General features: G+C 57.4%; 7 protein-coding genes. 6 read left to right on the plus strand and 1 reads right to left on the minus strand.

Features of this window, described 5'->3' with window-relative positions; all coding sequences use genetic code 11:
• Positions 1-552: 552 nt before the first annotated feature.
• The 3 genes from ABD76_RS15215 (at position 553) to hflX (ending at position 7,609) form a co-directional block, all read left to right on the plus strand.
• A complete protein-coding gene (locus ABD76_RS15215; RefSeq protein ID WP_197258108.1) occupies positions 553-4,146 on the plus strand; it encodes a family 10 glycosylhydrolase in 3,594 nt (1,197 codons plus the stop codon).
• A gap of 183 nt (positions 4,147-4,329) precedes the next feature.
• Complete coding sequence (locus tag ABD76_RS15220) at positions 4,330-5,664, plus strand: S41 family peptidase (RefSeq protein ID WP_197258109.1); 1,335 nt, start codon at positions 4,330-4,332, stop codon at positions 5,662-5,664.
• 664 nt (positions 5,665-6,328) lie between these two features.
• Positions 6,329-7,609, plus strand: a complete 1,281-nt coding sequence (gene hflX, locus ABD76_RS15225) for a GTPase HflX (RefSeq protein WP_197258110.1) — start codon at positions 6,329-6,331, stop codon at positions 7,607-7,609.
• A 92-nt stretch (positions 7,610-7,701) separates the two neighbouring features.
• Here the strand turns inward: hflX and ABD76_RS15230 are convergent, their stop codons facing one another.
• Entirely contained in the window at positions 7,702-8,568 is an 867-nt protein-coding gene (locus ABD76_RS15230; RefSeq protein WP_197258111.1) for a helix-turn-helix domain-containing protein, read from the minus strand.
• A 256-nt stretch (positions 8,569-8,824) separates the two neighbouring features.
• On the opposite strand from ABD76_RS15230, the gene ABD76_RS15235 reads away from it, so the two are divergent.
• The 3 genes from ABD76_RS15235 to ABD76_RS29000 all read left to right on the plus strand — a co-directional run bounded on the left by ABD76_RS15235 (position 8,825) and on the right by ABD76_RS29000 (position 11,572).
• Positions 8,825-9,499, plus strand: coding sequence for a hypothetical protein (locus tag ABD76_RS15235; RefSeq protein ID WP_242069585.1), 675 nt, complete (start codon positions 8,825-8,827; stop codon positions 9,497-9,499).
• Positions 9,500-9,805: 306 nt separating this feature from the next.
• The gene (locus tag ABD76_RS15240) at positions 9,806-11,251 is read left to right on the plus strand and encodes a hypothetical protein (protein ID WP_197258112.1); all 1,446 of its coding nucleotides are present in this window, start codon (positions 9,806-9,808) and stop codon (positions 11,249-11,251) included.
• 132 nt (positions 11,252-11,383) lie between these two features.
• Entirely contained in the window at positions 11,384-11,572 is a 189-nt protein-coding gene (locus ABD76_RS29000; RefSeq protein ID WP_206765675.1) for a hypothetical protein, read from the plus strand.
• Positions 11,573-11,703 lie beyond the last annotated feature (131 nt).

An 11,703-nucleotide genomic window follows, 5' to 3' on the forward strand; every position in this document is an offset into this window, starting at 1 on the left:
ACTGCAAAACTACATCAATTCCACCCGATTTCCTCCGATTCAAGCCGCAATAGCTTAAATTCCTGCACATTTGCAGCTTTCCTTCTGCCAAGTAGGGGTGTCGGCCGAAATCCTGCAGAATTGCAGCATTTTTTCCAAGAAGTAGTGTTAATCGCAAACTCCCCTAGAAGCAACTTTGTCCCCAAAACGGCATATACCGCAGCATACGCTGGTTTTATGACGCCGTCACTGTCCATCCAAGGCTTGTTTCAGAAGGCTTGTTGTAGAAGCCGGGGTCGCCAGGAAAGCGAAAGCAGCCGGCATATGGGGAGAGGCGAAAAACGACGATACGTCATCCAACCGGGAAATTCCTGCTTCATTTTAAAATTATATTTTATAAAAAATATTGATATTTAAAATAATGTTTCAATATGATAGGGAGTAACAGCCGCGGGCTGTTCAGATGGGAACGAAGGAGGGAGCACTGATATCTGTTCGCTGCGCTTGGCAGCAGGATTGACGGCACGGAAGCAGGGAAGTGATCAATCATCTCATTAGGGAGTGAATGAACGAATGAACAGGACACGGCATTCATTTCACGGCAGGGCGATGATGTCTCTTGGGGTGGCGCTGATTCTTTTGCTGGGGACGGGGCTATCCGGATTTGGAAGCGCTTTACCGTTTGTCCATGCGGAAGAAACGGACGACGCGAGGCCGATCGTGCTGGAGGAGTTCGAGGAGCTGACGAACCTGCGAGCCAGCCATGCGCAAGCCAATTCCGTCGAATTGAGCCTGATCAGCCGGCCGGAGACCATCTATTACGGTCATCATGCGGTGAAGCTGAGCTATGACTTTAGCGGCCAGCCGAACACATCGGCAGCGTATGTGAACTTCTATAATCCGGATGGCACGAGGGGGAGAGCAGTCCCGGGCCAGCCCCGGAAATTAGGCCTGTGGGTATATGGAAATCAAAACAATAACTGGCTGCGCGCCGCGGTGGCGGATGGAAGCGGCAAGGCTTTGCCCGCGCTCGATTTTACGACGTCATCGGGCTTCAATTGGCAGGGGTGGAAATATGTCACCGCAGACGTTCCGCAAAATATACAATGGCCTCTCAAGCTGAACCAGATCTATATGGCCGCCACAAAAGCGGAAAACAAAAACAGCGGGGCTATTTATTTCGACCGGCTATCCGCTATCTATTCAAGCTCCCCGATTCATCACTTGGACATCGCTGGATTGCCGCCGCACATGCAGGCCGGGAGCAGTCAAGCGGTTCAAGTGGTTGAGACGCGCAGCGGGAGCACGGCTCCCCGGCGGATCGAGAGCCGCGTCCAACTGACCAGCAGCGACGAGAGTGTCGCGACCGTGACGCGGGCGACGTATGATTCGATCACGGCCGTCGGCGCCGGGACGGCTATTATAACGGCCGAATACAGCGATGCGCCCCCGGTCCGGGTGACGCTGACCGTGACGGAGGATGCGCCGAAGCTGGAGCGGATTGAGGTGTCCGGCCCGCAAAAGATGGTGCGGACGGCGACCGGTGCTTTAAAGGCGTATGCGGTCTATGCGGGACTTGAGGCGCCGGTGGAAATGGTGGGCGGCGCCCGCTTCGCCAGCAGCCGGCCGGAAGTGGCAAGCGTCGATGACCGCGGCGGGCTGGAAGCCCATGCGATTGGATCGGCGGCGATTACGGTCACGTCCGTGACCTACCGCAACATTTCGGCGGTCCATCAAATCGAGGTGCACGAGCCGATACCCGAGCTGGAGAGCATCCAATTCCGCGGGTTGAGCGCGGTCGCGATAGGCGGCTCGTTCGAGACGGAGGTGTACGGCACCTATTCGTGGGTGGAGGAGCCGGTGAAAATTACGGAAGGCGTAAAGTATGCGAGCAGCAATCCGGAGGTCGCCTCGATCGATGAGAACGGGACAGTGACCGGAATCAAGGTAGGTGGGACGCGCATTATGGCAACGTATGAGGGCAAGACCAGCTCCGTATATGTCGTCGTCAACAAGGAGCTGGCAGCTATTCCGAAGGCGGAGATGAGAGCGGCGTGGATCGCGACGGTGGAAAATATCGATTGGCCGGCGAAGGGCACGACCGGGGCAGAGGAGCAGAAGCAGCAGTACAGGAAGCTGCTCGACGAGCTGCAGGCCGCGGGAATGAACGCGGTCATTATGCAGAATAAGCCGACGGCGGATGCCTTCTACCCGTCGGAGTACGGCCCATGGTCGGAGTGGCTGACGGGCGTGCAGGGACAAGATCCGGGGTATGATCCTCTCGCCTTCATGCTGGAGGAAACCCATAACCGGAACATGGAATTCCATGCCTGGTTCAATCCGTACCGCGTCAGCATGAAGAACGATATCGAGCGGCTGGTGGAGGATCATCCGGCGCGCAAGCACCCGGACTGGGTTCTCTCGTTCGGGGGCAAGCTGTATTTCGATCCGGGCAATCCGGAGGCGCGCCAATTTATTACGGACAGCGTCATGGAGGTGGTGACAAAGTACGACATCGATGCCGTCCACTTCGATGATTACTTTTACCCGTATCCGATCGAAGGCGCCGAGTTCCCGGACGATGCATCGTATGCGAAGTACGGCGCGGGCTTCCCGGATCGGGCCGCCTGGCGCCGGGACAATGTGAACCGGTTCATTCGCGGCGTAAGCGAGGCGATCAAGCGGGAGAAGAGCTACGTCAAATTCGGGATCAGCCCGTTCGGCATCTGGAAGAATAGGAGCAAGGATCCGGAAGGCTCCGATACAAATGGCTTAAGCAGCTATGAAGCGCTGAACGCCGATTCGAAGAAATGGGTGGAGGAGGAATGGATCGATTACATCACTCCTCAGATTTATTGGTATATGGGCTATTCTCCGGCCGCCTATGACACCTTGATTGCCTGGTGGAGCGGGGTGACGGCCGGCAAGAACGTGCATCTGTACAGCGGCCAGGCGATTTACCGGATCGGACAGGGAGACGGGTGGATGGATCCGGAGGAAATGCCGAACCAGGTGAACTTCAACCGCAATTTCGCGGAAGTGTCCGGCAGCATGTATTTCAGCGCCCAATGGTTCGCCGCCAATCCGCTCGGCTTCACCGAGCGTTTGCGCAGCGATCTGTGCCGATATCCGGCGCTCGTGCCGGCGATGCCTTGGCTTGATGCGCAGGCTCCGGCCGCGCCTTCCGGGGTATCGGCCCGCAATGCTGGCGGGGGCGTCGAGCTGAAGTGGAAGACGGCGAGCGATGAGACGTATTATGCCGTCTACCGGTTCGAAGGCAACACCGCGGGCAGCATCGCAGACCCGGCGCATCTGCTTGGCACGATGCGCAAGCAGTCCGGGCAAGCGATGCAGGCTTACGTGGATCGGACGGCAACGAAGGGACAACAATACACGTATGTGGTGACCGCCGTCGATCGGATTCATAACGAGAGTGCTGCCAGCGAAGCGGTCACCTTGACGGCCGCGGAACCGACCGATCCGAAGCCGACGCCGTCCGATCCGCCGTCATCGTCCGGGGGTTCCTCCTCGTCTCCGTCGCCGGCCCCTTCCAAGCCATCGCCGCCTGCGGCGCCGCGGACGCCGACGGTGCCGCAGGCTGAACCGGCCGTTCCGGTCTTCCCGGATCTCGCCCCGGTAGCCTGGGCGCAGGAGGCCGTTCAGCAATTGGCGGCGCTCGGCATCGTCAAGGGGGATATGGACGGCAAGTTCCGGCCGCTGAAGCCGGTGACGCGCTCCGAGTTCGCGGCGATGCTCGTCCGCGCCTTCGATCTGCAGGATGACGGCACGCCGCTCAACTGGAGGGATGTGAAGGAGACGGATTGGCATTATACCGTCATCGCGGCAGCGAAGCAGGCCGGGCTGGTGCAGGGCACGGGCAAGGACAGATTCGAGCCGAACCGGCCCATCACCCGCCAGGAGATGGCGGTAATGGCTGCGAAGGCGCTTGCCGCCTTCACGAGCACGCCGGCGGCGAGGGACGCGGAGTCGGTATTGGCCCGGTTCAAGGATCGGGAAGCGATCGCTTCCTATGCCGCCGAGGCGGTTGCGATACTCGCACAGGAAGGCATCGTGAAGGGAACAGGAAGCGGCCTGTTCCAGCCGAAGGGCGAGGCGAACCGGGCGCAGGCCGCCGTCATCGTCTGGAAGATCGTGCAGAAGAAGTAATAACGGTTGCCGAAGGAAAAACGGAACAGGCTATGTCATATAACTCCGGGGGTTCCCGGGGTTAACTTTTTCCCTAAATTGTAACAAAAGGGCATCATCGGGCGGATTGTCGAGACCTTCGAATTGGGATAGAATGGGAAGGAATATTTGGGAAATTTATCATTCGAATAGGAAGCGAAACATATGAACAAAAGCTGGCTCATATCGGCGGCGGGCCTGCTCCTCCTGCTCGGACTGGCTGCCTGCGATGCGAAGGAAGCGCCAAGCGGGACAAGCGGGAGCATTTCCGCTCAGGCGGAGCCGAAGCAGACGGAGAATCCCGCGCCAGCCGGTGGAGGGAGGAAGATTTTGGACCCGGACAAGCTGACGTTGACGGAGGAACAGAAGCGCGAGGATTTCGAAGCGATGGTGCGCATCATCAAGGACAACTACCCGTTCCTCCAGGTCAATCAGCGCGTCCATCATACCGACTGGCTGCAGAACGTGGATCGCTATGAGCAGTTTGTGCTGCAGGCGAACACCGATCAAGAGTTCAGAGACAAGATGAACACGGTTCTGAGTGATTTGAACAATGGACATACGTACTTTTTGGATAAATCCTCCTATGAAAACATGAAGCGAACGTATGCTGATATAAAAGGAAGAGAGCTGTGGCATCAGCAGTTAAACCAGCCGCATGTGGAAGCGCGTTATTCCGGTACTTGGGACGCGAAGTCGGGTCTGTCCCGGGGATCCGTTTTCGGAGGATGGTCAGCTTTGCCCATGACTCGAATCCTGGAGGAAGGCAAGCTGGCTTATGTGTCTATTCCGAGCCTGTCTCATGATCGAATCGAAGCGGATATCAACGCGGTGATTGCGCCTTTTCTGGAGAAGATTCGAAGCTATGACGCGCTCATTATCGATATCCGGGGCAATGGCGGCGGATCGACGTCTTATTGGGGCATGCTCGTGCCGCAGCTCATGAAGGAGCCTCTGACTTCGGTAAGTTATTTCCTTTTCCGCAAGGGAGAGCTGGCCCAGCAATACGCCCGTTCGGCTTATGCCCCGGAGCAGCTGCTGCCTGTCGCAAAATTGAAGGAAGAGCTGGGAGCGGCCGAGTTGGCGCCGGAGATCGAGACGGATTTCCAAAATTATATCAAAAACACGATAACATTATCCCCTGATGCGGGCAAGGAATTCCGCGGGCGGATCTACATGCTCGTCGACGGGGACGTGTACTCGTCAGCGGAAGCGTGGGCAGTGTTCGCCAAAAGCACGGGCTGGGCGACCTTGGTCGGAGAACGGACCGGCGGGGATGGAATCGGGATCGATCCGCTGATCGCCTCCTTGCCCCATAGCGGCTACGCCTTCCGCTTGCCTGCCGTCATGGGCTTAACCTCGTCGGGAGTCATTAATGAAGAGCGGCAGACAGAGCCCGATATGGAAGTCAGTGCCGTCAAGACCGGGAATCTGCTGGAAGACCCGGCTGTGCAGGCCGTGATTCAGGAGGAGAAGAAGCACAGGCAGCCACAGAGGTGAAGAGAGCCATTTTCCGGAAAAGTTCCATGCCCGCCCTTGCTCTTGGGATGGACCTGTGTTAGGATAGGGATAACTTTGACAGAACGGAGGGTCACCGATGATTGACATGGCAACCATCTTCCGCTTGGGAAGAATCCGATTGAACGTATGTGACACTAACTGAATAGTGCTCATTTGCTCTGCCTGTGTGCAGAGTGATCGGGAATGGTCTGCCTTGGTTGCTCAGAGGAACCCTAATATGTTGCGCGACAGAAGAGGGAGGGACGATGCCTGCCTCTTTTGTTGTGCCTATATGACGCAGCACCTGCCAGGAACGAAGCGCTGGATGAAGCCGCTTCTTCTTCGGCGAACGCCTTCTTTCGTGCGCCCGCCTGATCCGTAACGGGAGCCTGCCGGCCGCGATCGGCCTTCGCTCTTACTCGGATCTTGGCGGGATGGAAGGCTTGCGGGGTGACCGTGACTTCACGCGTGCCGTGAGGGGTATGCTTATATGCAGGGATGCGCTCTGTGCTCCTCTGCAAGCGGCTCCGTCGCGGGGCTCGTCTTCCGATGACTCGAAGCACAGGCGGAATGCCTGTGTTTTTTTGTATTGCTACTCATGATTCACAACTAATGATGCTCCGTGCTCAAGCGGGACTTGAGTGCGGCAACGGGGGAATAAAGTATGGAACAACTTACGATACAGCCGCAAAAAGCGGTGCTGGCCGGCGTAAATCTGAATCATCAGCCGGATTTCGACTATTCGATGGAGGAGCTGGCGAATCTGGCCGCGGCCTGCGGCGTGGAGGTCGTCGGCGTCGTGACGCAGAACCTGAGCAAGGTCAACACGTCCCATTATATTGGCACCGGCAAGCTGCAGGATGTGACGATTATGCTGAATCAGCATAAGGCGGACATGGTCATTTTCAATGATGAGCTGTCTCCTTCGCAGCTTCGCAATCTGGAAAAGGATCTCGACTCCAAGGTTGTCGATCGCACGCTGCTTATCCTCGATATTTTCGGCGAGCGGGCCAAGACGAAGGAGGCGCAGCTTCAGGTGGAAGTGGCGGAGCTGCAGTATATGCTGCCGCGCCTGGTCGGTCTCCGCGAATCGCTGGGCCGTCAGAGCGGCGGGGTCGGCACGAAGAACAGAGGGGCGGGGGAGAAGAAGCTGGAGCTGGATCGCCGCCGGATTGAGGAGCGGATTACCGCTCTGAACAAGGAGCTGGAGGCGCTGGTCGCCCACCGCCAGACTCAACGGAAGAAGCGGAAGAAAACCGAGCTTCCGGTCGTATCGCTCATCGGTTACACGAACGCGGGCAAGTCGACGGTGATGAACACGCTGGTCGAGCTGTTCACCGATTCGAAGGACAAATTCGTTCTCGAGAAGGATATGCTCTTCGCCACGCTGGACACGTCTGTTCGCAGCATTGATCTGGAGGACAACAAGACATTCCTGCTGACCGATACGGTCGGCTTCGTCAGCAAGCTGCCGCATCATTTGGTCAAGGCGTTCCGCTCGACGCTGGAGGAAGTGAAAGAGGCGGACCTGCTGGTCCATGTCGTCGACTTCTCCAATCCGGAATATGAGCAGCATATCCGCATCACGAACGAGACGCTGAAGTCGATCGGGATCGAAGGGATTCCGATGATCTACGCGTACAACAAGATCGACCTGAAGGAAGGCGCCATTCCTGAATCGCAGGATTCGATTATCTACATGGCCGCCAAGCGCAAGCAGGGCATCGATGAGCTGCTCGCCGCCATTCGCGCCCATGTGTTCAAGGATTATGTGAAATGCGAAATGCTCATCCCTTATGATCAGGGACAGCATGTGTCCTACTTGAATGAGCATGCGAACGTCCTCGCGACCGAATACGAGGAATTGGGGACGAGGCTGACGCTGGAATGCCGTCAGAGCGATTACCAGAAATTTGCGCAGTATGTGTGCGAGGCCCAGGCCTAAGCTGGACCGAACCGAACCGCTTCCTTGACTGTCGTCAGGGGGCGGCTTTTTTTGCAAAGTTGTCTTGAGATAAAGGATAAAGCGGTTCGCGCTCAGGTCCGGTTCGAACGCTGGATATGGCGGTATTTCAAGGGCGTACAGCCTGTCAACTCTTTGAAAATGCGCCCGAAATGGGTCAGGCTCTCGAAGCCGACCCGTTCCGCGATATCTCCCATCTTGGCATCGGTATCCCGCAGCAGGAGGCGCGCTTCCTTGATGCGTACGTTGTTCACGTATTCGACCAGCGTGAAGCCGGTGCTGTCCTTGAACATTTTGCAGAAGTATGAGGGGCTGATATAAAACCGCCGGGAGATGGAATCCAGCGTAATGCGCCGGCTGTAGTTCTCGTTGATGAAGTTGACGATGGCGAAGATTTTGGGATGAATCTGCTGCGGGCAGGCTGCATGCTGGTTTTGGCCGCTGTCTGCTTTGCGTTTCAAATAGATGAGCAGCTCAATAAGCAAAATTTTGACATAATACGCATAGCCCGGGGGCTGGCGCAGTGATTCATGCACCATCCGGTCGAACAGCCCCTCTACCGTGCTCTGCTCGCTGCCGTCCAGACGGAGCAGATGCGTATCGGCTTCGAAGGCGGAGAACATGTCGAAACTCCCTTCCTTCGGGAGCAGGTCCGCGATAAATTCCCGCTTGAACTGGAGCGTGATGCGCTCGAAGGCCGCGCCGCTTGAATTGACCAGCTTATGAATCTCGTTGACGTTAATGAACAGCAGCATGCCGCTCACCAGATGATAGGTCTTATCCCCGACGAAGTACGATAATTCGCCCGAGACAAGATAGAAAATCTCATAGGCGTCATGGTAATGGCGCGAAGGCATGTTGGTGCGGATTTTCCGTTCCCGGCTGATGTCGAAGATATCCGATTCATAGAAATTCGTCTCTTGGGCGTCGGTCGTATCCATAGGCGATCAGCTCCATTGGGTTGATGTGCATCAGTGTACCGCAGGATCGGAGGAAAAACAAGGATATACAAGCCGAGTCAGGCCTAGATTCAACATATATTATTATTGTTGTCTTTTGTCAGTTAATGAGTCGAAAGAATTAGGAAAAATGTCATAATATCTGAATTCTCTTATAGTCAAATAGGCGGGTTGGTGGTATATTTATACATATAGAAAAAGGGGGTCTTCCATTGAGAAGAAAACAGCAGCCATCAGTATGGCAACATTGCTTCTCGGGATGACGGTGGCTGGATGCAGCGGCGGCGATTCCGCGACAGCCGACCTGGAGAAGAAAATTGAGGCTTTGGAAAAAGAAAATGCGGAACTGAAAGCAGCTTTGGGGAATCTGGATGCGGGCAAAGCGGACGCCGAGAATAAGGAAAATGCGGGCAACGACAGCGCCGGCAAGTCGGAGGAGAAGTCTGACAAAGAGGCTGCTCCGGCAGCCAAAGGCAAAGTAATTGAAGCGAAAAAGCCGCTCGAAATCGCCGACTTTGCCGAGCTGACCATTCAAGGAGCGAAGTTCGCCAACAAGATTACCCCGCCGAACCCGGACAGCTTCTATTCCTATTATGAAGTGAAGGATGCGTCCAATACTTATTTCGACACGGTGATCAAGGTCAAGAGCTTGCTGACCGAAGGAAAATCGGCGGACGAGTTCGTGTCGGTCAAGGTCGTCTACGACAACAAATATGAATATAACGCTTTTTCCACGATCGAGGATAAAGGCGGGGCGGACTTTACCTACACGAATATTACCAGCATTGAGCCATTGAAAACGGGCACGCTTCATTTCATCGCCGAGGTGCCTGCCGAAGTAGCGAAGGACAAGAAGCCGATCCAGGTCGTCGTCTCGGTCAACGGTGAGGATTATACATACACATATCGTTAATAATAAGTTCATTTTGTACAAAAATGTTATATCGAATTCTGCATCCAAGTGCGGGCCTCCAGAAAGTAAGTGCTTCCTGAGAGGTTCGCACTTTTGTTTTATCCGGCTCCCTGGCCTGCGAGACCGCAAGATGTCCTTCTTCTGCCGCGGGCTGTTATGAGCGTCTCGCCCGCAATGGCAAGCCGCTTCGCATCGTGCGGGAGCCCCGGGCGCCGACCGGTAAATTCCAAGGAATGGCCCCGGCCGATGCGGGCATACAATCTATCAATCGGATGTGAATCCTATTGAATCGAGGAGGCCGGTTGGATGAAGAAGACAGGGATTGGGCTGCGCATTGGCCTGCTGGCCGGGGCGATGGCGCTTGCCTTGGGGCCGGGCGCCGCGAGCGTGGCGGCTGCAGCGTCTGGCGGGTCTGATGCGGCAGAGTCGGCAGACCGGATCGCGGGCATGAATCAGGACGAACGGGCTAAGGACTTCGAGCAAGCGGCGCAGAGGCTGGCCGAAGCGGAACGGAAGCTCGCGCAGTCGAAGACGCTGTACCTTGACGTTCCGTATTCCAGCATCGAAAGCAAGCTGCTCGACGCGAAGCTGGCTTACGCCCGGGCCGCCGCGGACGATGCCGAGCGCGACGCCGCGCAGCTCGGCCAACAGGCGGCGGCGCTGGAGCGGTTTTTGACGGAGGCGGAGCAGTTGAATACGGAGTCCCGCAAGGTCGAGCTGCGCGGCATCCGGCTGCGGGTGAGCCCGAGCCCGGGAGATAACGAGGCCGGGCAGGTGCGGAAGCGACTGGAGCGCATCAAGGCGGCCCATTTCAACGCGGTCTATTTGGAGGTGACGGATCGGGCGGGAACGGACGCGAAGGCGAGCGGGAACCTGTCCGCGAAGGCGAGCGCATCGGCGGGCGCGAACGGCGCGAACACGGCCGCGAGCCCAAGCGGGAACCTGCCCGCGAAGGCGAGCGCATCGGCGGGCGCGAACGGCGCGAACACGGCCGCGAGCCCAAGCGCGAACCTGCCCGCGAAGGCGAGCGCATCGGCGGGCGCGAATGGCGCGAACACGAGCCCCAGTCCGAGTGTGACCGCGAACCCAGCCGCGAACCTGAGCCCGGCAAGCTTAGCGCCAGCGGCGCGTCCTTCGTTCGATGCGATGCAGGTGTACATCGAGGAGGGAGCGAAGCTCGGCTTGGCCGTATATGCCGGGGATGCCGTCCCGTTCGGCGGCAAGCCGGGCGCCGCCGTCGCGGACATCCGCATCGGCGCGGAGACGGATCCGGCGGCGGTAAGGGAGCAGATTCGGCAGAACGGGGCGGAGCATGGGCTTGGCGCGATCATTACAGGGGAAGAGGCGTTTTTCGCTGGCGGTTATAAACGCGAGCTGTGGCTCGGCCTGTACCGCAGCCAGGCGGTTCTGCCGGAGCGGGATGCCACGAAGCCGGTCCGCGTGCTGCTGGAGCAGATGTCCCGCAAGGTGGGCGCGATCTATGTCCCGTTCGGCGGGATGACCCGGGAAGCGGCGGAACGATACCGGCCGCTGCTGGATCTGCTGGCGTCGGGTCTCTCACGCACGCCTCAATGGAGCGGCAACGCCGCCGCTTTGATGCGGGACACCTTGATTCAGCTGCGGGAATATATTTACTTGGATACGGAAGTGAAGGAAGAAGTGCGGAACCGGCTGAGCGAGGATATCGATCAATGCGTCGAGCTGCTGGAAGCGCATTTGGCCGCGCATCGGGAAAGTGGCAGCGCATCGTGAAGCGGGCAATAAGGCGACGCGGGCCGGGGGATGGCAGATGGCAAGGCGGAGGTATTGTAAGGGCGCGTTTGTAAGCGCTGTTTTGGGGCGAGCGGCTGCATCCGCCTCACCAAAGCTGCAAAAAGGCAGTAATTGTTTCCGGGCCGCGTCCCCTATGCGCCATTCCTGCAAAAGTGCAGCATTTTGCCCGTCGAATCGCGGAATGAAGCACAAACGCGTGAAATTGATGCACTTTTGCAGGAATTCCTGCTTCGCCGCGTATTTTGCGGTGAAAATCCTGCATCTGTGCAGGATTTTTATCGCGCCAAGCCGGCGGGCTAGGGTAAAGGAACAGAGATAAGAGGGGAAGGAATAATGAGGGAATAGAACGGCATGACTGCGGCATGCCGTTCTTTGGCGTTCCGGGCTTCCGTTACGAATGCGATCGTTCCCGGCTCGGTTCCGGGCGTCAA

Source organism: Paenibacillus dendritiformis (assembly GCF_015845845.1).
GTDB classification, from domain to species: Bacteria; Bacillota; Bacilli; order Paenibacillales; family Paenibacillaceae; genus Paenibacillus_B; species Paenibacillus_B dendritiformis_C.

Excerpts from the sequence above, each read along its gene's own strand:
- ABD76_RS15215 (WP_197258108.1), top strand. The coding sequence starts at position 553 with ATGAACAGGACACGGCATTCATTTCACGGCAGGGCGATGATGTCTCTT.
- ABD76_RS15220 (WP_197258109.1), top strand. The coding sequence starts at position 4,330 with ATGAACAAAAGCTGGCTCATATCGGCGGCGGGCCTGCTCCTCCTGCTC.
- hflX (WP_197258110.1), top strand. The coding sequence starts at position 6,329 with ATGGAACAACTTACGATACAGCCGCAAAAAGCGGTGCTGGCCGGCGTA.
- ABD76_RS15230 (WP_197258111.1), bottom strand. The coding sequence starts at position 8,568 with ATGGATACGACCGACGCCCAAGAGACGAATTTCTATGAATCGGATATC.
- ABD76_RS15235 (WP_242069585.1), top strand. The coding sequence starts at position 8,825 with ATGGCAACATTGCTTCTCGGGATGACGGTGGCTGGATGCAGCGGCGGC.
- ABD76_RS15240 (WP_197258112.1), top strand. The coding sequence starts at position 9,806 with ATGAAGAAGACAGGGATTGGGCTGCGCATTGGCCTGCTGGCCGGGGCG.